Here is a 25741-nt window from a genome sequence, read left to right as displayed (position 1 = left end):
TCGTCCTTAGAAGCGGGCTACACCAAAACTGTTGGATTGCAGCGGCCGCACTTCAGCCTCATGACAGATATCCAGCAAGTATCCGAGCAGGGTCCGGGTATCGCGAGGATCGATCAGCCCGTCGTCCCACAAACTGGCGCTGCCATAGAGCGCGGTGGACTGACTGTCGAGTTTCTGCGCGGTGACCTGTTCCAGCATGTCGAGCATTTTCGGGTCGGGCACCAGACCGTCCTTGGCCTGCTTGGCCTCGGTGACGATCCGCAGCACTTTGCCGGCCTGGGCGCCGCCCATCACCGCCGTGCGGCTGTTGGGCCAGGCGAAAATGAAGCGCGGGTCGAGGCCGCGGCCGCACATCGCGTAGTTGCCGGCGCCGTAGGAGCCACCGACGACGATGGTCAGTTTAGGCACGCGGGCGTTGGCCACTGCTTGAATCATTTTCGCGCCGTGTTTGATCACGCCTTGCTGCTCCGACTCGGTGCCGACCATGAACCCGGTGGTGTTGTGAAAAAACAGCAGCGGCGTCTGGCTCTGGTCGCAGAGCTGAATGAACTGCGCCGCCTTGCTCGCACCCTTGGGCGTGATCGGCCCATTGTTGCCAATGAACCCGCAGGCGCGGCCTTGAATCTGCAAATGGCCGCAGACGGTTTGCTGATCGAACTCGCCCTTGAATTCGAGAAAGTTCGAGCCGTCGGCTATCCGCGCGATGATTTCGCGTACGTCATAGGGCTTTTTGGGGTCATCAGGAATCAGCCCGAGCAACTCGTCGATGGAGTAGAGCGGTTCTTCCCACCGACGTTCGGGTACCCAGTGCAACTGATCATTCCACGACAACAGGCTGACAATCTCGCGCACCTGGCGCACGCCATCGGCATCGTTCTCGGCCAGGTATTCAGCGGTGCCGGCGATTTGCGCGTGCATCTCGGCGCCGCCCAGTGCTTCATCGGTGGCGACTTCGCCGGTGGCCGCCTTGAGCAGCGGCGGGCCGGCCAGAAACAGCTTGGCCTTGCCACGCACCACCACCACGTAATCCGACAACCCTGGCTGATAGGCGCCGCCCGCCGTGGCCGAGCCATGGACTACGGTAATTTGCGGCAGGCCCATGGCCGACATCCGCGCCTGATTGGCAAAGCTGCGGGCGCCTTCGACGAAAATCTCCGCCGCGTAATTGAGGTTGGCGCCACCGCTTTCGGCCAGGGTAATGACCGGCAGTTTGTTCTCCATGGCGATCTGTTGCAGGCGCAGGGATTTTTTCAAACCGCTGGGGGAAATGGTCCCGCCCTTGATCGCACTGTTGTTCGCCACCACCAGCACCCGCACGCCGGACACGTAGCCGATCCCGGCGATCAAGCCGCCGCCTGCGGAGCTGCCGTCCTTGTCGTCGTGCAGTTTGTAGCCGGCCAGGCTCGCCAGTTCGAGGAACGGGGCGCCAGGGTCCAGCAGCAGATTGAGGCGTTCGCGGGGCAACAATTGGCCGCGCTTGTCGAACCGGGGTTTGGCTTCGGCCGCCTTGTTCAGCAGGGTCTGTTCGAGCTGGCGGACGTGCTCGATGCCGACCAGCATCGCCGCGCGATTGCGCGCGAACTGTTCGCTGAACGGGTCCACTTGCGACTGAATCACCGGCATGGCTTATTCCTTATCCTTGAGAACGTCCGGCAAGTAGGCGCGATGGAAGCCGTTATACGACTCGCTGATCTGCGCCTTGTGTATCGGCCAGGCGCGCCCGCCCAGGCTGGCGGCGCCGTCGATGCGCAAGGTGCTGCCGCTGACAAACGCCGCTGCCGGGCTGAGCAGGAAAACGATTGCCGCACTGACTTCCGATTCGGTGCCGATCCGTTTCAGTGGAACGTGCTCACGCAGCGTCGGGATCACCGCTTTGAACGCGCCTTCGTAGGTGTCCATGCCGCTGGACGCGATCCAGCCCGGCGCCACGGCGTTGACCCGCACCCCGGCATAACCCCATTCGAACGCGGCGGTCTTGGTGAGGTTGTCCATGCCTGAACGCGCCGCGCCCGAGTGGCCCATGCCGGGCATGCCGCCCCACATGTCGGCGAGCATATTGACGATGGCGCCACCGTGCGTGCTCATGGACTGGTTGAACACTTCCCGGGCCATCAGGAAGCCGCCCATCAGGTTGGTGCGCAACACCGTATCGAAGCCTTTTTGATTGATCGACGCCAGCGGTGACGGGTACTGCCCGCCGGCATTATTGACCAGGCCGTGAATCGGTCCGTGCTTGCGGATCAATTCGCTGACCACATGCTTGACCGTTTCTTCCTCACGAATATCGCAGGCCATCCAATCCGCCTTGCCGCCATCTTCGGCGATCTCGGCTGCGACGTTTTTCAACTTGTCGGCCTTGCGTCCCAGCAGAAGCACATGGGCGCCGAGGGCCGCCAGTTCGTGAGCGGTGCAACGACCGATGCCGCTGCCGCCACCGGTGACGATGATGTTTTGGCCTGCAAACAAATCGGCTTTGAAAATCGAATCGTAAGCCATGGCGGCAGTCCTCTAGTTGACCTGGTCGGCGATGCGCTGAGGCACCGGTATCTGGATTTCCAGCAGTTGCTGGGCGAAGGCCTTGCCTTGCGGATCGATCCGCAGGCTGGCCACGCCACCGCCTCCCAGGGCGTTTTCCAGCAGAAAATTAAGGCTGTGGGTGCCCGGCAGGTACCAGCGTTCGACACGTCCGTGGATCGGGTCGAGGACGTGACTCATCCAGTCGACGATCACTTCCGGCGTCAAGGCTTCGGCAATCCACGGCAGGTACTCCGGCTCGCGGGCCATGACGCCGATGTTGCTGTGGTTGCCCTTGTCACCGGAACGCGCCACGGCGAGTTTGACCAGGGCCACGCTGGCATCGGCCCGGTCTGAGGGTTTCGGTGGGGCGCACGCCACGGGCAAGTCGGCGGTGTCGAGCACATCAACGGCGGGCAGGGCGCAGGGGTGGCCCTGGCCCTTGAGATCAATTTCCAGCGTGCAGGCGGTTTTGTCGATAAGGAACGAGAACAGCCGGATCAGCGGATACACCGTCGGCCGTCCACCGACAATTCCGGTCAGTCCCGGCGCCATGCCGGTGGCGGCCTGGGCGATCTCTCGGGAGAACACAATCAACGCCTGTTTACCCGGATGGCGCACCGCGAGTTTGATCACCACTTCGCGGCTGTCCTGACGCTGACCGTGGGGGCCGTAAGTGGCCTCGCTGCCGAGCAGTTCGATGTTCACTTCGCTGTAAGGTGGCCAACCGCGCTGGTTGAAGATTTCCGAGGTCTTGTTGATGATCGCTTCGCTGACTCGACGCGCCTTGTCGACCGCATCGATCCCGGCGATCAGGCAACTGGCGGTGCAGCGGAAACCGTCCAGGTACGTCGCGCTGACCTTGTACTGGTCGGTCGGCGGCAAGCCTTTTGCGCCGTGCACCCGAACCGCGTTTTTGCCTTGTTGCACGAGTTTGACTTCAGTGAAATCGCAGACCACGTCCGGCAGCAGATACGCCTGCGGGTTGCCGATTTCATACAGCATCTGCTCGCCGACCGTCAGCGGGGTGACCAGCCCGCCGGAGCCTTCGGGTTTGCTGACGATGAACTGGCTGTCGGCGCTGACTTCGACGATGGGGAAGCCGATGTGTTCATAGTCGGGCACCTCGCGCCAATCGGTGAAATTGCCGCCGGTGCACTGGGCGCCACATTCGATGATGTGCCCGGCCAATGCGGCCTGGGCAATTTTGTCGTAGTCGTGCCACGACCAGCCGAACTCATGCACCAGCGCGGCACTGACCACGGCGCTGTCGACCACGCGTCCGGTGATGACGATGTCGGCGCCCAGACGCAGGGCTTCGACGATGCCCGGTGCGCCGAGGTAGGCGTTGGTCGAGACGCACATCGGCGGCAGGGGCGCGCCGCTGAACATTTCATGGATACCGCTGCTGCTCAGCTGTTTGAGCTGCGGCTGCAGGTCATCGCCCAGCAGCACGGCGATTTTCAGCGTTACCCCGGCCTTGTCGCAGGCCGCTTGCAGGGCGGCGGCGCAGGCTTGCGGATTAACCCCGCCGGCGTTGCTGATGACGCGGATTTTCTGTTCGGCGAGGTGACCCAACAGCGGGCTGAGGACTTCGATGAAGTCGCTGGCGTAACCGGCCAGGGGATCTTTCATCCGCGCGCCGGCCATGATTGACATCGTGATTTCGGCCAGATAATCGAAGACCAGATAATCCAGACCCCCACCTTCCACCAATTGCGCGGCGGCGGTCGAGGTGTCACCCCAGAAGGCGCTGGCGCAGCCGATACGGATTGTTTTGGGCACAGTCAACTCCATAGCCACCTCCGATAGAAGTGCGTCGAGACTACCAAGCAAGCGCTTGGTTTGTAAACGGCTGAAATATCTTCTGCCCGAGCGCTTGCTTGGTTGCCCTCGCCAGCTTAAATTGCCCGCGCAACCCCGCAGTTTTAGCGGCGAGCGGCGTATTTGATTGATCGACTGTAGGAGAGAACGGGTGGACGAGCAAAAAGCCCTGAGGGTGATGCGCGAATTGGTCGACAACGGCCAATTGACCGACCCGGACAGCGCCCGCGGCAAACTGCTGCAAGTGGCGGCTCACCTGTTCCGCAACAAAGGTTTTGAACGCACCACCGTGCGCGATCTGGCCGGCGCCGTGGGGATTCAGTCAGGCAGCATTTTTCATCACTTCAAAAGCAAGGATGAGATCCTGCGGGCGGTGATGGAAGAAACCATTCGCTACAACACTGCGTTGATGCGTGCAGCCCTGGCAGAAGCCGGCAGTGTGCGCGAGCGGGTACTGGCGCTGATTCGTTGTGAGTTGCAGTCGATCATGGGCGGCAGCGGCGAGGCCATGGCGGTGTTGGTGTATGAATGGCGCTCGCTGTCCGCAGACGGGCAGGCGCAGGTGCTGGCGCTGCGCGACATTTATGAAGACCTCTGGCTACAGGTGCTGGGCGAGGCCAAGGAGGCTGGTTTTATCCGCGGCGATGTGTTCATTACACGTCGTTTCCTGACCGGGGCGTTGTCCTGGACTACCACCTGGTTTCGCGCAGGCGGCAGCATGAGCCTCGATCAATTGGCCGATGAGGCATTGATTCTCGTGCTGGAAGAAAAGCAGTAGTTTTGTTTTGAAGCAGAAGGAAACTGGCTAAGTAGCCGAAACCGCCTAGCTTGAATGCATTGAAGCGTATTTTTTTTGGGGAGTGGGTTGTTTTGATGTCTTCGCCAATTCGGACGGCTTCGCGGCTTTTGCTGGCGACGCTTGCGGTGTTATGCATGGTTCCATCCCAGGCCGCACAGCTGGTGCGGGTCGGTGCCGCACATTTTCCCCCCTATACGGTGCGCCCGGAATCCGGTGCCGACACCGGTTTGCTGCCGCAACTGGTCGAGTCGCTCAATGCCTTGCAGAACGACTATCAGTTTGTATTGGTGCCCACTTCCATTCCCCGGCGTTTCGGTGACTTCAAGCAAGGCCGGGTGGACATGGCGATTTTCGAGAACCCGGACTGGGGCTGGAAGGACATCCCGCACACCACCGTCGACATGGGGCTGGAAGACGCCGAGATTTTTGTCGCACAACGCCAGCCCGATGGCCAGCCGGCTCGTCAGCAGAACTATTTTGCCGACCTCACCGGCAAGCGTCTGGCGCTGTTCAGTGGCTATCACTACGAATTCGCCAACTTCAATGCCGATCCAAAATTCCTCGCGCAAAACTATGACGCAACGCTGACGTATTCCCATGACAGTAACCTGCTGATGGTGCTGCGCGGACGTGCCGACGTTGCCCTGGTGACGCGCTCGTACCTGAGCGATTACCTGCTGCGCAACGAGAATGTCGCCGATCAACTGCTGGTGTCCCAGCGTATCGATCAGGTCTATCACCACTACGCCATCCTCCGGCCCGACGCACCGATCACTGGCGGGGCTTTCGGCAAGTTGCTGCAAGGGTTGCGGGACAATGGCCAGATGCTGAAGATTTTCGATCCCTACAAGATCGCCGTGGTACCGGTCCCGGGTAGCTGAGATCGCGCCACAGGTCGCGTATTGACCGACTTCTCTTAAATTTCCCGCACTGGCTCACGTCACCTCGTTGAACTGTCGACGATTAACGTGAGCCCGACCCATGTCCACTCTGAATGACCTGACTGCCCTGGCCTTGCCGACAGGAAGCCGTCTTGTAGCTGATGAAACCGAAAGCCGCCTGAGCCTCAGCCTTGAAGGGCAGCCGTTGATCCAGCTGTGCCTGACTCGCGAGCCCGAATTGCATGTGCAGGTTGAGGAACGCTTTGGCCATCCCGTCGGTCAGGCGGTCTGGGTGGCCTGTTATTGGCTGTTTGCCCGTGACCCGGCCCGCCAGTGCCTGACCTGGCAACTCGATGAAGTCCCCACCGAAGCATTGCGCAGCGGATTGCTGATCCCTACCGAAACCGTCGGCCAGTATCGTTGCGAACGCACGCTGTTCTGGCAGTTGCCTCAGCCTTGGCTGGGCGCGTCACTGACATCGGGTTATCCGCAGCAAATGGTCATCAGTGGCGGCAAGCGTCATCCGCTGCGGCCGGTGAAACCGCGTGGTGAAGTCTATCGGCGTTTTGATGCGCGCCTCGGTGCCTGGATTTCCCTGCGCACGGTGGACATCGACCTGGACCTGGCGCGTTTCAATCGTTGGCAGAACAGCCCGCGCGTGGCGAGTTTCTGGCAGGAGGAGGACAGTCTTGAACAGCATCACGAGTACCTGAGCAAACTTGAAGCCGATCCCCACACCCTGACGCTGATCGGTTGTTTCGATGATCAGCCGTTCGCCTACTTTGAAGCGTATTGGGCCAAGGAAGATCGCATCGCGCCGTTCTATGACGCCGGCGATTACGACCGCGGTATTCACATGCTGGTGGGTGAAGAAAATCACCGTGGCCCGCACAAGGTGGCGAGCTGGTTATCGGCGTTGACGCATTACCTGTTTCTCGACGAACCACGCACTCAGCGAGTGGTTGCCGAGCCTCGCGCCGACAACGCGAAGATGATCGGGCATATGCAGAATCAGGGTTTCTACTGCGAAAAAGCGTTCGACTTCCCGCACAAGCGCGCGGCGTTGATGGTGCTGGGGCGTGAGCGGTTTTTTGATCGGTGTGCGTTGGCTTGATGCATGAGGCTCAAGATCTGTTTCGGTCTTGAGTGCCCCATCGCGAGCAGGCTCGCTCCCACATTGGATCTTCTGTGACTACACAATTTGTGAGCACAATAGATCAAATGTGGGAGCGAGCCTGCTCGCGATTGGGGGCGACGCGAATCTCAGATCTTAGCGACGGGCAAAGGTATCCACACGACTGCCCGACACCTTGCGGCAGTGCACCAGCGCATCGCGAATCATGAAGTTCACCAGGGTCGGCGAGACGCCTAGCTCCTTGGCGATGTCCTTTTGTGGCACGCCGTGCAGGCGATACATCTCGAAGGCGTAGCGGGTGCGGCTGGGCAGCTCGGTCAGCGCGTCGGCGATGTGTTCCAGCGTCGAGAAGTTGATGTGCGAGGTTTCCGGCGAAGCGCCTTGAATCACCACGTTCAGGCCTTCCTCTTCCGGGCCCGAATACTTCTGCTCCAGCGCCTGTTTGCGGTAGTGATCGATCGCCAGGTTGCGCACGATCTGGAACAGGTAGCTGAGCTGAGCCTTGAACGAGGACGTGATCTGCGGCGCGGATTGCAGCCTGAAAAACGCATCCTGCACCACGTCTTCAGCACGCGACCGACAACCGGTAATGCGTGCTGCAATCTTGACCAGAATCAGTCGATTGTCGACGAATGCCTGAAGTAGCGGTGAATCGCACCTGCTTGTGGACACTTGTTCCGTCATGGAAATCACCTTGCTGCCAATAGGTTCGTGGGACGGCTCGCGGGGGCTGAGCCGTCCAACACATCGAGCGACAAATTATTCTTAATGATAATGATTGTCAAATGAGAAAGAGAACTAATGCTTCGCGAGAATGCAGAGTGAGAACTGCGACACGCGGACGCGCCCGCTTGCGGCACCCAGTCCCATTGGCGATCAGGCCTTTCGACTAATTATTTAAAGACGTCGTCCGTTCTCATTGGTGAATGGCACAGCACAACCCTCATTACCCCGTAGGAGCGAGCTCGCTCGCGATGGTCGTCAACGATGACGATGGGCGCCTGACACCCCGCGGCGTTCTCCGGATTTTCGCGAGCAGGCTCGCTCCTACCAAGCCGAATTCAGGCAGGAAACCTCATGACCGACGCGTTCGAACTCCCCAGCACACTGGTCCAAGCCCTTCAGCGCCGAGCGGCTCTGACGCCGGACCGGGTGGCCTTGCGTTTTCTTGCCGAAACCCAGGATCAGGCTGTGGTGCTCAGTTATCGCGACCTGGATCAGCGGGCGCGGACCATTGCTGGCGCGTTGCAGGCCGAGGCTGCATTTGGCGATCGCGCGGTGCTGCTGTTTCCCAGCGGCCCGGATTACGTCGCGGCGTTCTTCGGCTGCCTGTACGCCGGTGTGATCGCGGTGCCGGCCTATCCGCCGGAATCGACTCGTCGTCATCATCAGGAGCGTTTGCTGTCGATCATCAGCGATGCCGAACCGCGTCTGCTGCTGACCAGCGCCGGTCTGCGCGAGGCGTTGCAGCAAATAGAAGGCGCGCCGCCGCTGCTGTGTGTCGATACGCTCGACAGTGCATCGGCCGAACAATGGGTGGCGCCGATCCTTGCGGACGACCACATCGCGTTCCTGCAATACACCTCCGGCTCCACCGCGTTGCCGAAAGGGGTGCAAGTCAGCCACGGCAATCTGGTGGCGAACGAACTGCTGATTCGCCAAGGCTTCGGCATCGATCTGAATCCTGACGACGTGATCGTCAGCTGGCTCCCGCTGTACCACGACATGGGCCTGATCGGCGGTCTGTTGCAGCCGATTTTTAGCGGCGTGCCGTGCGTGTTGATGTCGCCGGCGTATTTCCTCGGCCGGCCGTTGCGCTGGCTGGAAGCGATCAGCGAGTACGGCGGCACCATCAGCGGCGGGCCGGACTTTGCCTATCGGTTGTGCAGCGAGCGGGTCAGTGAATCGGCCCTGGAACGCCTCGACCTGAGTGGCTGGCGCGTGGCGTATTCCGGTTCCGAACCGATTCGCCTCGATACGCTGGATCGCTTCGCCGAAAAGTTCGCGGCCTGCGGTTTCACCCAAGACAGTTTCATGGCGTCCTACGGGTTGGCCGAAGCGACGCTGTTCGTGGCCGGCAGCCCTCGCGGTCAGGGCACTGGCAACCTGCGCGTGGACGATCAGGCCCTGGCAAAAAACCGTGCCGAGCCGGGCGATGGCAGCCCGATCATGAGTTGCGGCACCAGTCAGCCGGATCACGCGGTGCTGATTGTCGATCCGATTGCGCTCGACGAGTTGGCTGACAATGCGGTCGGCGAAGTCTGGGCCGCCGGGCCGAGCATCGCCCACGGCTACTGGCGCAACCCGCAGGCCAGCGCCAAAACCTTCGTTCAGCACGCTGGCCGTACCTGGCTGCGCACTGGCGATCTGGGCTTTGTGCGCAACGGTGAACTGTTCATCACCGGGCGCCTGAAAGACATGTTGATCGTCCGTGGCCACAACCTTTATCCGCAGGACATCGAGCAAACCATCGAACGCGAAGTGGAGGTGGTGCGCAAAGGTCGGGTCGCCGCGTTCGCCGTCAACATCGAGGGTCAGGAAGGCATCGGCATTGCGGCGGAAATCAGCCGCAGCGTGCAAAAAATCCTCGCGCCAGACGCCCTGATCAAAGCCATCCGCCAAGCCGTGGCCGAGGCGTATCAGGAAGCGCCAAGCGTGGTGGTGCTGCTCAATCCGGGCGCGTTGCCCAAGACCTCCAGCGGCAAATTGCAACGCTTGGCATGCCGCAATCGTCTGGCGGACGGCAGCCTCGACAGCTACGCGCTGTTCCCGTCGGCAGACATCGAAAGTCAATCCGCGACTGAATCAGGTTCCGAGCTGCTAACCCTGATCGGCCAGATCTGGTGCGAACAGCTGAGCGTCAAACAGATCGGCGCCGACGATCACTTCTTCCTGCTGGGCGGCAACTCCATTGCCGCCACTCAGGTAGTCGCACGTCTGCGCGAAGCACTCGGTCTGGAGCTGAACCTGCGTCTGCTGTTCGAAGCGCCGACCCTCGGCGCGTTTGCCGCCGCAGTCGCTCAGCAACAGCAGGACGGCGGACTCGCCCAAGGCGCGATCACCCCGCTGTCGCGCACCGAAGCCATGCCGCAATCGCTTGCGCAAAACCGTTTGTGGATCACCTGGCAACTCGACCCGCGGAGCAGCGCCTACAACATTCCCGGCGCCTTGCGCCTGCGCGGCGAACTGGATGAAGACGCCTTGCGCGCCAGTTTCCAACAGCTGATCGAGCGTCACGAATCCCTGCGTACGCGGTTCTTCGAACGTGATGGTGTGGCGCTGCAACAGGTCGATGCAGCGAGCGAATTCAACCTGCAACTGATCGATATCAGCGACCTGCCGGCTGCCGAGCGTGAAGCCCGTGCGCAGCAAATCCGTGAGGACGAAGCCCGTACTCAATTCGATCTGGAGAAAGGCCCTCTGCTGTGGGTGACCCTGGTGCGCCTCGATGAAGAGGACCATCAACTGTTGGTGACGATGCATCACATCATCGCCGACGGCTGGTCGCTGAACGTGCTGATCGACGAGTTTTCGCGCCTGTATGCCGCAGCGTCACAAGGACAAAAGGCGACACTTCCAGCATTGCCGACCCAGTACGCCGACTACGGCAGCTGGCAGCGTCAATGGCTGGCGCAAGGGGAGGGCGAGCGTCAGCTGGCTTACTGGAAAGCGCAATTGGGCGATGAGCATCCGACCCTGAGCCTGGCCACTGATCACCCGCGCTCGGCGCACCACATTTACACGGCTGCCCGCCATTCTGTGAAGCTGGGCGCGACCCTGAGCGATGCGATTCGCCAGACCGCCCAGGCCCATGAATCCACCTCGTTCATGCTGTTGCTCGCCGCGTTCCAGAGCCTGCTGCACCGCTACAGCGGCCAGCGCGACATCCGCATCGGCATACCGAACGCCAACCGTCCGCGCCTGGAAACCCAAGGGCTGATCGGTTTCTTCATCAACACTCAGGTGCTGCGCGCCGAACTGGATTCGCAGTTGCCATTCGTTGAGCTGCTGGCGCAAACCCGTAGGGCAGCGTTGGACGCACAAGCGCATCAGGATCTGCCGTTCGAACAATTGCTCGAAGCCTTCCCGCAAGCCCGCGAACAAGGCTTGTTCCAGGTCATGTTCAACCACCAGCAACGGGATTTGAGCGCACTGCGTCGCCTGGCTGGGTTGCTGGCTGAAGAGCTGCCGTGGCATAGCCGAGAAGCCAAGTTCGACCTGCAATTGCACAGCGAAGAAGACCGAAATGGTCGCCTGAGCCTGTCCTTCGACTACGCCAGCGAACTGTTCGACGTGGCGACTATCGAGCGCCTGGCCGAGCATTTCAGCAACCTGCTGCGAGCCGTTTGCGAACAACCGAAAACCGCCATCGGTGATCTGCAATTGCTGACCCCGCCCGAGCTCGATCAGCAAACATCGTGGAGCGCCGCACCGTGTACGCCGGCCAGTGTTTGGCTGCCGGAACTGCTCAACGAACAGGCACGCCTGACCCCTGAGCGCACCGCGCTGATGTGGGACGGTGGCGCCATGGACTTCGCCGAACTGCACACCCAGGCCAACCGCCTGGCCCATTACCTGCGCGACAAAGGCGTCGGCCCGGATGTCTGCGTGGCCATCGCCGCCGAGCGTTCGCCACAGTTGCTGATCGGTCTGTTGGCGATCATCAAGGCCGGCGGCGCCTACGTGCCATTGGACCCAGACTACCCGGCCGAACGCCTGGCCTACATGCTCAGCGACAGCAGCGTCGAATTGCTGCTGACCCAGACCCAATTGCTCGACCGCTTGCCGGCCACCAATGGCGTCAGCGTGATCGCCATGGACGCCTTGCATCTGGAGAGCTGGCCGAGCCATGCTCCGGGTTTGCACTTGCACGGCGACAACCTCGCCTACGTGATTTACACGTCAGGGTCCACCGGCCAGCCGAAGGGTGTCGGCAACACCCACGCCGCCCTCGCCGAGCGCCTGCAATGGATGCAGAATACCTATCGTTTGAACGACACCGACGTGCTGATGCAAAAGGCGCCGATCAGTTTTGACGTGTCGGTGTGGGAATGCTTCTGGCCACTGATTACCGGTGCAGGCTTGCTGATCGCCGGCCCCGGCGAACACCGCGATCCGCACCGCATCGCGCAACGGGTTCAGCAATTCGGCGTGACCACGCTGCACTTTGTGCCGCCGCTGCTTTCGTTGTTCATCGACGAACCGCTGACGGCCGAGTGCACCAGCCTGCGCCGCGTTTTCTCCGGCGGCGAAGCCTTGCCCGCCGAACTGCGCAACCGCGTGCTGGAACAACTGCCTGCCGTGCAATTGCACAACCGCTACGGCCCGACCGAAACCGCGATCAACGTCACCCATTGGCACTGCACAACCGCCGATGGCGAACGCTCGCCGATTGGTCGTCCGCTGGGCAATGTGCTGTGCCGCGTGCTCGATGAGGCACTCAATCCCGTGCCGGCCGGTGTGCCGGGCGAGCTGTGCATCAGCGGTATCGGTCTGGCCCGTGGCTATTTGGGTCGTCCGGGTCTGACCGCAGAACGCTTCGTCGTCGATCCGCTGGGAGAGCAGGGCGCACGTCTGTACCGCACCGGTGACCGTGCACGCTGGACCGCCGATGGCGTGATCGAATACCTCGGCCGTCTCGATCAGCAGGTCAAACTGCGTGGCTTCCGCGTTGAACCGGAAGAAATCGAAGCACGATTGCTGGCTCAGGACGGCGTTGCTCAAGCCGTGGTGCTGGTGCGCGAAACGGCGGCCGGTGGGCAGTTGATCGGTTATTACACCGCAACCGATTCCACTGAAGATGTTGATGCTCAAACCGCACGCCTGAAAGCTGCGCTGGCCGCCGAGTTGCCGGAATACATGGTGCCAGCGCAACTCATGCGCCTGGACGAAATGCCCCTGAGCCCGAGCGGCAAATTCGATCGTCGCGCCTTGCCGGAGCCTCAGTGGCAGGTGCGCGAGCACGTTGAACCGGTCACTACACTCGAGCAGCAAATCGCCGGCATCTGGCGTGAAGTATTAGGCCTCGCGCAAATCGGCCTGCGTGACGATTTCTTCGCATTAGGCGGCCATTCCTTGCTGGCCACGCAAATCATTTCCCGCACCCGTCAGGCCTGCGACGTCGAGTTGCCGCTGCGCGCGCTGTTCGAAAACAGTGAACTGGGCGCATTTGCCGAACAGGTTCAACTGATCCAGACCAGCGGCCAAACCAACCAGCAGCCGCCGATCGAGAAAGTCGACCGCAGCCAACCGGTGCCGTTGTCCTATTCCCAGCAGCGCATGTGGTTCCTCTGGCAGATGGAGCCGGACAGTCCGGCCTACAACGTCGGCGGCATGGCGCGGCTGCGCGGGATGCTCGATGTCGGGCGCTTCGAAGCCGCGCTCCAAGCACTGATCATGCGTCATGAAACCCTGCGCACCACGTTCCCGAGCATCAATGGCGTGGCGCAACAACAGGTTCACCCGGACACCGGGATGCGCATGGACTGGAAGGACTTCTCCGCGCTGGATGCCGATGGCCGCGAGTGGGCGGTGCAGCAACTGGCCGACGACGAGGCGCATACACCCTTCGACCTGGAAACCGGACCGCTGCTGCGCGCCTGCATGGTCAAGACCGCCGAGCACGAACATTATCTGGCGCTGACCCTGCACCACATCGTCACCGAAGGCTGGGCGATGGACATTTTCGCCCGGGAACTGAGCGCGCTCTACGAGGCCTTCGTCGATGACCGTGAATCGCCGCTGGCACCGCTGCCGGTGCAGTACCTGGATTACAGCGTCTGGCAGCGCCAGTGGCTGGAGTCCGGCGAGCGTCAGCGCCAACTCGACTACTGGACCGCGCAACTGGGCCGCGAACATCCGTTGCTGGAATTGCCCGCCGACCGTCCGCGTCCTCCCGTACAAAGCCATCAGGGTGAATTGTTCCGTTTCGACCTCAGCGATGAGCTTGCCGCGCGGGTCCGCGCCTTCAATGCTCAAAACGGTCTGACCCTGTTCATGACCATGACCGCCGCGCTGGCGGTGCTGCTTTACCGCTACAGCGGCCAGACCGACCTGCGCATCGGCGCGCCGGTGGCCAACCGGATTCGTCCGGAAAGCGAAGGGCTGATCGGTGCGTTCCTCAACACCCAAGTGCTGCGTTGCCAGCTCGACGGGCAGATGTCCGTCGGCGAATTATTCGAGCAGGTTCGCCACACCGTGATCGAAGGCCAGTCCCATCAGGACCTGCCGTTCGATCATTTGGTGGAAGCTTTGCAGCCACCGCGCAGCGCGGCGTACAACCCATTGTTCCAGGTGATGTGCAACGTGCAGCGCTGGGAATTCCAGCAGAGCCGCACACTCGCCGGCATGACCGTCGAATACCTGGCCAACGATGCCCGCGCAACCAAGTTCGACCTCAACCTGGAAGTCACCGACCTCGACCATCGCCTGGGCTGCTGCCTGACCTACAGCACCGATCTGTTCGATGAACCGCGCATCGCTCGGATGGCCGGACATTGGCGCAACTTGCTGGAAGCGCTGCTGGCCGATCCGCAGCAGCGCCTCAGTGAGCTGCCGCTGCTGGACGCCACCGAACAGCAAAACCTGCTCGACAGCCTCGGCGTCGAGCCGGGTGAGCATCGCCTCGACCAGTGCATTCATCACCTGTTCAGCGAGCGGGCGCTGTCGCGTAAAGACGCGCCGGCATTGACCTTCGCCGGGCAAACCCTGAGCTACGCCGAACTCGACAGCCGCGCCAATCGCCTGGCCTGGATGCTCCGTGAGCGGGGCGTTGGGCCGCAGGTTCGAGTGGGTCTGGCACTTGAGCGCTCGCTGGAAATGGTCGTTGGCTTGTTGGCGATCCTCAAGGCGGGCGGCGCCTACGTGCCGCTGGACCCGGAATACCCGCTGGATCGTTTGCACTACATGATTGAAGACAGCGGCATCGGTTTGCTGCTCAGCGATGCGGCGATGTTCAGGGCGCTCGGTGAATTGCCATCGACCGTTGCGCGTTGGTGTCTGGAAGAAGACGCAGCAGAACTGGCCAACTACCCGGCCACCGAGCTGCCGTTTATCAGCCTGCCGCAGCATCAGGCGTACCTGATTTACACCTCAGGCTCCACCGGCAAACCGAAAGGCGTGGTGGTGTCCCACGGTGAAATCGCCATGCACTGCCGTGCAGTGATCGAGCGTTTCGGCATGCGTGCGGACGACTGCGAGCTGCACTTCTATTCCATCAACTTCGACGCCGCGACCGAGCGTTTGCTGGTGCCGTTGTTGAGTGGTGCTCAGGTTGTGTTGCGAGCACAGGGCCAGTGGGACGCGGAAGAAATCTGCGGGCTGATTCGCCGTCACAACATCAACATTCTCGGCTTCACCCCGAGCTACGGCAGCCAATTGGCGCAGTGGCTGGCGACTCAGGGCGAAATCCTGCCGGTGCGCATGTGCATCACCGGCGGTGAAGCGCTGACTGGCGAGCATCTGGCGCGAATTCGTGCGGCGTTCAAGCCGAGCCTGTTTTTCAACGCCTACGGCCCGACCGAAACCGTGGTCATGCCCCTGGCCAGTCTGGCGCCCGAGCAATTGGAAGAAGGCCTCGGCGGCGTGCCGATCGGCAGTGTGATTGGCGCTCGCGTGGCCTACATTCTCGACGCTGATTTGGCGTTGGTGCCGCAAGGCGCGACCGGCGAGTTGTACGTCGGCGGCGCCGGTCTGGCGCAGGGTTATCACCAGCGTCCGGGTATGACGGCCGAACGTTTTGTGGCTGATCCGTTCGCCCTCAACGGCGGGCGTCTGTACCGCACCGGCGATCTGGTGCGCCAACGCGCCGACGGTCTGGTGGAATACCTCGGACGCATTGACCATCAAGTGAAGATTCGTGGTTTCCGCATCGAACTGGGCGAAATCGAAACCCGTCTGCTGGAACATGAATCGATCCGTGAAGCCGTAGTTCTGGCCCTCGATGCACCGAGCGGCAAACAACTGGTCGGCTATCTGGTGACTGAAGTCGCTGAGCAGGACGAAGCGCAACAAGCTGTACTGCGCGAAGCGCTTAAGGCGCACCTCAAATCGCAACTGCCGGATTACATGGTGCCGACGCACCTGATCCTGCTCGCCAGCATGCCGCTGACCGCCAACGGCAAACTCGACCGCCGCGCATTGCCGGCGCCGGATCCGGAGCTGAACCGTCAGCAGTACGTGGCGCCGAGCAACGAGCTTGAACTGACGTTGGCCGCCATCTGGTGCGAAGTGCTGAACGTTCTGCAGGTCGGCCTCAACGACAACTTCTTTGAACTGGGCGGCGATTCGATTCTGTCGATCCAGGTGGTCAGCCGTGCGCGGCAGCAGGGCATTCACTTCAGCCCCCGTGACCTGTTCCAGCACCAGACCGTGCAGACCCTGGCCGCCGTGGCGACCCGCACCGAGCAGGTCACCGCCGAACAAGGTTTGCTGACCGGCGAATCGCGTCTGACGCCGATCCAGCACTGGTTCTTCGACACCGACATCCCCCAGCGCCAACACTGGAACCAGGCGTTGCTGCTGGAACCGACCGTGGCGCTGGAGCCCCATCGCCTGGAGCAAGCGCTGCTGGCAGTGATCGAACAGCACGACGCCTTGCGTTTGCGCTTCTCTGAGATTGCTGGGCAATGGCAAGCCGAACACCAAACGGTTTCCGACGCGCCGGTGTTGTGGCAAGTGCGCGTTTCGTCCATGGAAAAATGCGCGGCACTGTTCGCCGATGCCCAGCGCAGCCTCGACCTTGAGGAAGGGCCGCTGATGCGCGTGCTGCTGGTCGATGGTCCCGAGGGGCAACAACGGCTGTTCATCGCCATACACCACTTGGTCGTGGATGGGGTTTCGTGGCGGGTGTTGCTGGACGATTTGCAAACGGTGTATCGCCAACTGGACGCGGGGCAGTCGGCAAAACTGCCGGCGAAAACCAGTGCCTTCAAGGACTGGGCCGCACGCTTGCAGGCGTATGCCGGCAGCGAATCCTTGCGTGAGGAATTGAGTTGGTGGCAGTCGCAGCTGACCGGTGAAAGCGCCGATTTGCCGTGTGATCGCCCCGAGGGTGGCCGGCAGAATCGCCACGCGCAAACCGTCAGCGTGCGCCTCGATGTCGAGCGTACTCGCCAACTACTGCAACAGGCACCGAGTGCCTATCGCACTCAGGTCAACGACTTGCTGCTGACCGCATTGGCCCGCGTGCTGTGCCGCTGGAGCGGTCATGAATCGGCGCTGATTCAACTCGAAGGTCACGGCCGCGAAACGCTGTTCGACGAGATCGACCTGACCCGCACCGTCGGCTGGTTCACCAGTGCCTATCCGCTGCGGCTGATGCCAGCGGACGGGCAGGGCGCCTCGATCAAGGCGATCAAGGAACAACTGCGCGCGGTGCCGCACAAAGGTCTGGGTTATGGCGTGCTGCGTTATCTCGCCGATGACTCGAGCCGGCAGGCCATGGCAGCCTTGCCGGTGGCGCCGATCACCTTCAACTACCTCGGTCAGTTCGACCAGAGCTTCGGCGCGGACGCCTTGTTCCATCCGCTCGATGAAGCGGTCGGCGCGGCCCATGATCCTCGCGCGCCGCTGCCCAATGAGTTGAGCGTCGACAGTCAGGTCTATGGCGGTGAGCTGGTGCTGCGTTGGACGTTCAGTGCCGAACGCCACGATCTGCAGACCATCACTGAACTGGCAGACGCTTACCTCGGCGAACTGCAGAGCCTGATCGAGCATTGCCTGGGCGACGATGCGGGAGGCCTGACGCCGTCGGACTTCCCGTTGGCGAAACTGACCCAGCTACAACTCGACGCGCTGCCAATCCCGGCCGCCGCCATCGAAGACGTCTACCCGCTGACCCCGATGCAGGAAGGCATGCTGCTGCACACCTTGCTGGAACCGGGCACCGGCCTCTACTACATGCAGGATCGCTACCGCATCAACAGCGAGCTCGACCCGCAGCGTTTCGCCCAGGCCTGGCAAGCGGTGATCGCTCGTCACGAAGCCTTGCGTGCGTCGTTCTGCTGGAACGTCGGCGAAGACATGCTGCAAGTTATCCACACGCCGGGCAGCACGCCGATCGAGTATCTGGACTGGACGGCAATCGCCGAAACCGAGCAAGAACCGAAGTTGCAGGCGCTGCTGAAAAGCGAGCGCGAGGCCGGGTTCGATCTGCTCAATCAGGCACCGTTCCACCTGCGCCTGATCCGGGTGGGCGTGGCGCGTTACTGGTTCATGATGAGCAACCACCACATCCTCATCGATGCCTGGTGCCGTTCGCTGCTGATGAACGATTTCTTCGAAATCTACACCGCCCTCGGCGAAGGCCGCGACGCGCAGCTGGCCGTGCCGCCGCGTTATCGCGACTACATTGGCTGGCTGCAACGCCAGAGCCTGGCCGAGGCGCGGCAGTGGTGGAAAACCAACCTGCAAGGCTTTCAGCGGACCACGCCGATCCCGAGCGACCGGCCATTCCTGCGCGAACATGCCGGCGAAAGCGGCGGCATGATCGTCGGCGACCGCTACACAAGGCTCGATGCCCGTGACGGTGCGCAACTGCGCGAACTGGCTCAGGCCCATCAGCTGACCATCAACACCTTTGCCCAAGCGGCGTGGGCGCTGGTGCTGCGCCGTTTGAGTGGTGATCGCGACGTGCTGTTTGGTGTCACGGTGGCCGGGCGCCCGGTGGACATGCCAGAGATGCAACGCACGGTCGGGCTGTTCATCAACAGCATCGCGCTGCGGGTGAAGATGCCGGAAGACGACCAGCGCTGCAGCGTTCGTCAATGGCTGAGCGGTTTGCTCGACAGCAACATGCAACTGCGCGAGTACGAATACCTGCCGCTGGTGAGCATTCAGGAAAACAGCGAACTGCCCAAGGGCCAGCCGTTGTTCGACAGCCTGTTCGTGTTCGAAAACGCCCCGGTGGAAGTCTCGGTGCTGGACCGTGCGCAAAGCCTCAACGCGACCTCGGATTCGGGCCGCACCCACACCAACTTCCCGCTGACGGCGGTCTGCTATCCGGGCGATGACCTGGGCTTGCACCTGTCTTACGACCAGCGTTATTTCGATGAGTCGACCGTCGAGCGCATGCTCGGCGAGTTCAAGCGCTTGCTGTTGGCACTGGTCGAAGGTTTCCACGGCGACATGGCCGATCTGCCGTTGCTGGGTGCCGAGGAGCAAGACTTCCTGATTCACGGCTGCAACCAGAGCGAACACGATTACCCGCTGGAGCAGAGTTATGTCTCATTGTTTGAAGCGCAGGTTGCCGAGCATCCACAGCGCATTGCCGCCAGTTGCCTGGATCAGCAGCACAGCTACCTTGAGCTGAATGAGCGCAGTAACCGTCTCGGTCACGCCTTGATCGCTGCTGGCGTGAGGCTGGATCAACCGGTGGCGTTGCTGGCTGAACGTAACCTCGATCTGCTGGGCATGATCATCGGCAGCTTCAAGGCCGGCGCGGGTTATTTGCCGCTGGATCCGGGGCTGCCGAGTCAGCGTTTGAGCCGGATCATCGACCTGAGCCGCACGCCGTTGCTGGTGTGTTCTCAGGCCTGCCGCGAGCAAGCGTTGGCGCTGCTGGATGAGTTCGGTTGCGCCAACCGGCCGAAGTTGTTGGTCTGGGAAGAGGTGCAGGTCAGCGATGTTTCGGTTGCCGACCCGGGCATCTACAGCGGCCCGGACAATCTCGCCTACGTGATCTACACCTCGGGCTCGACCGGCCTGCCGAAAGGCGTGATGGTCGAACAGCGCGGCATGCTCAACAACCAGTTGAGCAAGGTGCCTTACCTGAACTTGAGCGATGCCGATGTGATCGCCCAGACCGCCTCGCAAAGTTTCGACATTTCGGTCTGGCAGTTCCTCGCCGCACCGCTGTTCGGCGCTCGGGTGGACATCGTGCCGAACACCATCGCCCATGATCCGCAAGGGTTGCTGGCGCATGCGTCGGCCCAGGGCATTACCGTATTGGAGAGCGTGCCGTCGCTGATTCAGGGCATGCTCGCCCAGGAACGGATGAGCCTCGATGGCTTGCGCTGGATGCTGCCGACCGGTGAGGCAATGCCGCCGGAGCTGGCGCACCAGTGGCTGCTGCGCTACCCGGAGATCGGGTTGGTGAATGCTTACGGGCCGGCGGAGTGCTCGGATGACGTGGCGTTCTTCCGCGTCGACATGGCGTCGACGCGCGGCAGTTACTTGCCGATTGGTACGCCGACCGACAACAACCGTTTGTACCTGCTTGATGGTGCGTTGGACCTGATGCCGCTGGGGGCGGTGGGCGAGTTGTGCGTCGCCGGCACCGGTGTCGGCCGTGGCTACGTCAGTGATCCGTTGCGCACGGCTCAAGTGTTTGTGCCTAACCCGTTTGGCGCGCCGGGGGATCGTCTGTATCGCACCGGCGACCTGGCCCGTCGGCGCACTGACGGTGTGCTGGAATACGTCGGGCGGATCGACCATCAAGTGAAGATCCGCGGTTACCGCATCGAGCTGGGTGAAATCGAAGCGCGTCTGCATGAGCAACCGGAAGTGCGCGAAGCAGCGGTCGGTGTACAGGAAGGCGTCAACGGCAAACACCTGGTCGGCTATTTGGTAGCGGCTGATGCTTTGATCAATCCAATCGAGCGACTGGAGCGCGTCAAGCAACGCCTGCGTGCTGAACTGCCGGAATACATGGTTCCGCTGCATTGGTTGTGGCTGGATCGGATGCCGCTGAACGCCAACGGCAAGCTTGATCGAAAGGCACTGCCGGTGCTGGAGATCGGTCAGTTGCAGAGTCAGGACTATCAGGCACCACGCAATGAACTGGAGCAGACGCTGGCGGATATCTGGGCCGAAGTGCTGAAGGTCGAGAAGGTCGGTATTTGCGACAACTTCTTCGAGCTGGGCGGGCATTCGCTGCTGGCGACGCAAATCGCTTCGCGGGTGCAGAAAGCCCTGCAGCGTGATGTGCCGCTGCGGGCGATGTTTGAATGCAGCACGGTGGCGGAGTTGGCCGAATACATCGATGGGTTGGCGGCGAGAGATATCACCGAGGAGAAGGTGGATCGTCTTAATGACCTGATGGCGGAGTTGGAAGGGCTTTGATTCTCTAGCGTCTGTGATGGCCTCATCGCGGGCAAGCCATGCTCCTACAGGTTTGGTGTCGTTCCCCAGTATTGAGAACAACATCAAACCTGTAGGAGCATGGCTTGCCCGCGAAGGCGTCGTTGAAATGTGCGCAGATTTGCGCGTTGACTGTCGCTTTGGACCGGCTCAGGCTGCCTGTGCTTTTTTGGGTGGATCGCAATTCACAAAGGAGACAGTCAATGCCCTTCGTTACGGTTGATGGACAACCCCTTCACTACATTGATCAAGGCACTGGCCCTGCCGTTCTGCTGGCCGGCAGTTATCTATGGGACCAGGCCATGTGGGCGCCGCAGATTGCCGCTCTGTCGCAGCAATACCGGGTGATCGCTCCGGACCTCTGGGGTCACGGGGAATCCGGGCGGATGCCCGAGTGCACACAGTCGCTGGATGATGTAGCGCGCCAGGCACTGGCACTGCTTGATCACCTGGACATCGACCGTGTCTCGCTGGTCTGTCTCTCGGTCGGTGGCATGTGGGGCGTGCGTCTGGCGCTGTCGGCACCGCAGCGGATCAATGGTCTGGTGCTGATGGACACCTACGTTGGCGTCGAACCCGAACCGACCCGCCAGTACTATTTCTCGCTGTTCAAACAGATCGAAGACACCGGCGTGATCGAGCCGCAGCTGCTCGACATCGTCGTGCCGATCTTCTTCCGTCCGGGCATCGATCCGCAGTCGGCGTTGTATCAGGATTTCCGCGCCAAACTGGCCGCGCTGCCGCCGGAGCGTTTGCGCGAAAGCATCGTGCCGATGGGGCGGATTACGTTTGGGCGTGATGATCTGTTGCCGCGACTGGGCGAGTTGAATCCTGACACCACGCTGCTGATGTGCGGCGATCAGGACAAGCCGCGGCCGCCATCGGAGACAAGGGAGATGGCCGAGTTGATCGGTTGCCCGTATCTGCTGGTGCCGGAGGCGGGGCATATCTCCAATCTGGAGAATCCGCAGTTTGTCACCGACGCACTGCTGAAGTTTCTGGCTGACAGAACTTAGTCGATCTTGCTGACGCCATCGCGAGCAGGCTCGCTCCCACAGGGATATGCGATCAACTGTGGGAGCGAGCCTGCTCGCGATGGGGCCGGTGAGGTCACTTCGGCCCGAGAATCTGCACCAACTTGTCCGGCGACGGCGCGCCTTGCTGTTGTTGCAGTTCGCCCTTGTCGTCCATGTAGAAAATCGCCGGGGTGGCCTGCAGCTCCAGGTCTTCCATCAACTGCATGTTGGCCGCCAGTTTCGCCTGAATCGCCGGGGGCACGTTTTTCAGGGCTTTTAGCGAGCTTTTCTTGCCTGACTTCTCATGGTCTTCCAGCGCTTTCTGCGGATCCTTGGCGGCCAGCAGTGCAGCCGATTTCCCCGGACTGTCTTCGCGAATGATGCCGACCATGATGTGCCGCAACTGCACCTTGCCAGACTTGACCCATGGCCGTGCCTGTTCCCAGAACACGTTGCAATAAGGGCAGTTCGGATCGCTGAACAGGTACACGATGCGCGGTGCATCTTTGTTCCCGTCGGCGATCCAGTTGCTGGCTTCCATCTTGCCCCAGACTTCCTTGGCCATCGGTGCGTAAACCAGCTTCTGCAACGGCTCGCTGGTCAGGTCATTGCCGTCGGCGTCGTACAGATTGCCGAGCAGCACGTGCTTGCCATCCGGGGTCAGGTACAGCGCCATGCCACGGTTCTGGTACTGCGCGGCATAACCGCGCAAGCCGTCGGGAGCGTCGAATTGGCCGACGATTTTTGCGCCCTTGGCTTCGATTTTCTTGATCGCTTCGGGCAATTCTTCGGCGGCCTGCACCGATGGTAGATGCAGCAGGGCGGCGCCCAGGGTCAACGTCAGCAGGTGGCGGAGGCGGGGCATGGCAGTTTCCTTGAAGAGGTGGCCGGTACGGCAGGATTCGGGGTGTCGAAGTTTTCCAGGGCGCGGGCCAGGCTGGCTTCCGACAGCTCACCCAGATGGCTGCCCAGCAGGCGACCGTCGGGGCTATAGAACAGCGTAGTCGGCAATGCCATGGAGCCGACGGCCTGACCCAATCGGCCACTGCCGTCAAAAAGTACGTTGGACAGGCTCAGGCCCTGAGTTTCCAGAAAAGTACTGACACTTTGCATGCTTTCAGCCTGATTGACGAACAGGAACGTCAGGTCCGGGCGGTGTTGCTGGGCGTTTTCCAGCACCGGCATTTCCCGGCGGCACGGCGGACACCAGGTGGCCCAGAGATTGATCACCAACGGGCCGCCCTTGTAATCGGCCAGTTGCACGGTTTCACCAGCGGCATTGCGCAGGGTGATTTCCGGCAGGCGTGTGCCTTGTTCGTAAATGGTCAGGGAGAAGGTCGCCAGCAGCCAGAACGCCAGGCCGCTGGCCACGCCAAAGCCCAACGGGCGGCGCAAGCCCGGGCGCCGCCAGCCTCGATACAACGCGGCCAGCAGCAGTACGATCACACCTGGCCAGGCGAGGAAACCGCCGTCGCGCAAGTCGATGATCTGCCAGGGGTCATCGCGATAGTGCGCCCAGTAAACGGCCACGAAACCGACCCGGGCGGCCAGCATGCCCAGCAGGAACAGGCTGAACAGCACCGACTCCGGATTCTCGCCGCCTCGCTTGGCCACCCGCCAGCCGACAAAAGTCGCCAGCGCCAGGGCGCTGATCAGCAGCAGGTGATTAAGCGCGATGGCAAAAGTGCCGAGGGTAAAGGTCAGCATTAACGGGCGTCTCGGGTGGTGGTCCAGCGTTGCAGGAAAGTGTCGGCATCGACTTCGCCGGTGATGCGCTGGCTGCGACGCTCGATGCCGTCGGCGCCGATCCATAGCAGGCTCGGTGGCCCCGGCACTTTATAACGGCCGAGCAGTTCGCGGCTGGCGGCATTGTCAGCGGTGACGTCCAGCCGTAGCAAGCGCACATCGCTCAAGGCTTCTAGTACGCGAGCTTTGCCGAACACCTGTTTTTCCATGACTTTGCACGACACGCACCAATCGGCGTAGTAGTCCAGCAGCACCCATTGGCCTTGAGCCTGTGCCGCGTCGAGCTCCCGTTGCAGAGCTGCCGAGTCCTTGATCGTGGTGAATGCGTCGTGCCCGACCGGGTTTGCGGCGCTGCTCGAGTTTGCAGCGCTGTAGACCTGCAAAGGCTTCACCAAGTCATCACTGCCGCCGGCAGCGCCGATCAGCAGCAAGCTGCCCCACACACCCAGCAACAGCGAGCTGGCGCCGAACACATGGGCGACGCGACTGAAACCTTCCGACTGCTTCCAGGCGCTGTACGCGGCAATCAGCAGCAACGCACCGCACAAACCAATCCACAGTGATTCATCCAGCACCGGGCGCAGCATCAGCAACGCGGTGGCGAGGAACAGGAAGCCGAATATGCCTTTGAGCAGGTTCATCCAGGCGCCGGGTTTGGGCAGGAAGCGATTGCCGACGGTGACCAACAGCAGCAGCGGTACACCGATGCCGATGCCCATGGCGAACAGAATCAGCCCGCCATGCAGCGCATTGCCGCTTTGCGCGATGTAGAGCAAGGCGCCCGCCAACGGGGCGGTCATGCACGGACCCACCAGCAAACCGGACAAGGCCCCCAACACTCCGGCACCGAACAGGCTACCGCCGCGCTGATTGCGCGAGACGTTTTCCAATCGATCACGCACGGTCACCGGCAGTTGCAACTCGAAGAAGCCGAACATCGGCAACGCCAGCAACACAAACACCGCCGCGAAACTGCCCAGTAACCAGGGGTTCTGCAACAACGCTTGCAGATTCGCCCCGAGCAGCGCGGCCAGCACGCCCAGCGCGGCATACACCAGCGCCATGCTCACGACGTAGCTGGTGGCCAAGGCGAAACCGCGCTTGGGCGTGGCGCCACTGCCGACGATCAAACCGGCCAGAATCGGCAGCATCGGCAACGAGCAAGGCGTGAAGGCCAGCAACAGCCCCAGACCGAAGAACACCAACAAGCTCCAGCCCAGCGCTCGTTGTTGCAGGCCGCTGGCCAGGGCCTGATCCGGGGCCTCGTTTGTCGCAGAAGTGGTCGCGTTGCCGCCCAGATCCACGACCTGAGTTTGCGGCGGGTAACACAACCCGGCATCGGCACAGCCCTGGAAGCCGACCTTGATCTGGCCGGTGGCACCTGCCGGAATCATCAGTTCCAGACCTTGGCGATAAACTTGCTGTTCGCCAAAAAACTCATCGCTGTGAGCTTCGCCTTCAGGTAATACGGGATGGTGTTCAACGGGTAAACCATCGAACTTCAGGCGTTTTTGATAAAGGTAATACCCGTCGGTGATCTGCCAGTAGAGCTGTGTTTCGCCCGATTCAAGGCGTTCGGAAGTGAAAACGAATGCCTTTTCCACGGGCAAAAATTCGGGTTTGGTCGCGAACGGATCAGTCCCTGCCTGGGCCGCACCCGAGATCAAGAGAACCAAAAATAAAAACAGTCGACGCATGGGTAGGCCTTATCCCTGTGCAAGTGAGGTGCAGGATGGGAGGCGGCGAT

At 61.6% G+C, this 25741-nt stretch carries 12 protein-coding genes; 5 read left to right on the top strand and 7 right to left on the bottom strand.

Annotated elements, in window-relative coordinates; genetic code table 11:
- Positions 1-6: 6 nt before the first annotated feature.
- From atuC to ACYZUA_RS23205, 3 genes are read right to left on the bottom strand one after another with little or no spacing between them, the layout of a single operon-like run.
- Positions 7-1623 carry a geranyl-CoA carboxylase subunit beta gene (gene atuC, locus ACYZUA_RS23215; RefSeq protein WP_461960770.1) on the bottom strand — a complete coding sequence of 539 codons (1617 nt, stop codon included), beginning with the start codon at positions 1621-1623 and terminating at the stop codon, positions 7-9.
- Between the two features lie 3 nt (positions 1624-1626).
- Entirely contained in the window at positions 1627-2496 is an 870-nt protein-coding gene (locus ACYZUA_RS23210) for an SDR family oxidoreductase (protein WP_461960769.1), read from the bottom strand.
- 12 nt (positions 2497-2508) lie between these two features.
- Entirely contained in the window at positions 2509-4299 is a 1791-nt protein-coding gene (locus tag ACYZUA_RS23205) for an acyclic terpene utilization AtuA family protein (protein ID WP_461960768.1), read from the bottom strand.
- 190 nt (positions 4300-4489) lie between these two features.
- Between ACYZUA_RS23205 and ACYZUA_RS23200 the strand changes: the two genes are divergently transcribed.
- From ACYZUA_RS23200 to ACYZUA_RS23190, 3 genes are all read left to right on the top strand, one after another.
- Positions 4490-5116: a TetR/AcrR family transcriptional regulator gene (locus tag ACYZUA_RS23200; RefSeq protein ID WP_461960767.1), complete on the top strand. Its 627-nt coding sequence runs from the start codon at positions 4490-4492 to the stop codon at positions 5114-5116.
- 95 nt (positions 5117-5211) lie between these two features.
- Entirely contained in the window at positions 5212-6018 is an 807-nt protein-coding gene (locus ACYZUA_RS23195; protein ID WP_461960766.1) for a substrate-binding periplasmic protein, read from the top strand.
- A 100-nt stretch (positions 6019-6118) separates the two neighbouring features.
- Complete coding sequence (locus tag ACYZUA_RS23190) at positions 6119-7132, top strand: GNAT family N-acetyltransferase (RefSeq protein ID WP_461960765.1); 1014 nt, start codon at positions 6119-6121, stop codon at positions 7130-7132.
- A 156-nt stretch (positions 7133-7288) separates the two neighbouring features.
- Here the strand turns inward: ACYZUA_RS23190 and ACYZUA_RS23185 are convergent, their stop codons facing one another.
- The gene (locus tag ACYZUA_RS23185) at positions 7289-7837 is read right to left on the bottom strand and encodes an RNA polymerase factor sigma-70 (protein WP_008145913.1); all 549 of its coding nucleotides are present in this window, start codon (positions 7835-7837) and stop codon (positions 7289-7291) included.
- Between the two features lie 393 nt (positions 7838-8230).
- Between ACYZUA_RS23185 and ACYZUA_RS23180 the strand changes: the two genes are divergently transcribed.
- Both ACYZUA_RS23180 and ACYZUA_RS23175 read left to right on the top strand, forming a co-directional pair.
- Positions 8231-21214 carry a non-ribosomal peptide synthetase gene (locus tag ACYZUA_RS23180; RefSeq protein ID WP_461960764.1) on the top strand — a complete coding sequence of 4328 codons (12984 nt, stop codon included), beginning with the start codon at positions 8231-8233 and terminating at the stop codon, positions 21212-21214.
- A 221-nt stretch (positions 21215-21435) separates the two neighbouring features.
- Positions 21436-22248: an alpha/beta fold hydrolase gene (locus ACYZUA_RS23175; RefSeq protein WP_461960763.1), complete on the top strand. Its 813-nt coding sequence runs from the start codon at positions 21436-21438 to the stop codon at positions 22246-22248.
- Between the two features lie 94 nt (positions 22249-22342).
- On the opposite strand, the gene dsbG is transcribed toward ACYZUA_RS23175, so the two are convergent.
- The 3 genes from dsbG to dsbD are packed head-to-tail and all read right to left on the bottom strand — an operon-like array spanning position 22343 to position 25691.
- The gene (dsbG, locus tag ACYZUA_RS23170) at positions 22343-23113 is read right to left on the bottom strand and encodes a thiol:disulfide interchange protein DsbG (RefSeq protein ID WP_461960762.1); all 771 of its coding nucleotides are present in this window, start codon (positions 23111-23113) and stop codon (positions 22343-22345) included.
- A complete protein-coding gene (locus ACYZUA_RS23165) occupies positions 23089-23955 on the bottom strand; it encodes a TlpA family protein disulfide reductase (RefSeq protein WP_461960761.1) in 867 nt (288 codons plus the stop codon). Before ACYZUA_RS23165 ends, dsbG begins: the two co-directional genes overlap by 25 nt.
- Positions 23955-25691 (bottom strand): protein-disulfide reductase DsbD, encoded by a 1737-nt coding sequence (dsbD, locus tag ACYZUA_RS23160; RefSeq protein WP_461960760.1) that lies wholly within the window; start codon positions 25689-25691, stop codon positions 23955-23957. The genes ACYZUA_RS23165 and dsbD overlap by 1 nt, the downstream gene beginning before the upstream one ends.
- Positions 25692-25741 lie beyond the last annotated feature (50 nt).

The sequence above is a fragment of the Pseudomonas sp. LS2P72 genome (assembly GCF_054897865.1).
The sequence above is the reverse complement of the archived record's forward strand: the minus strand, read 5'-3'. Positions and strand labels throughout refer to the sequence as shown.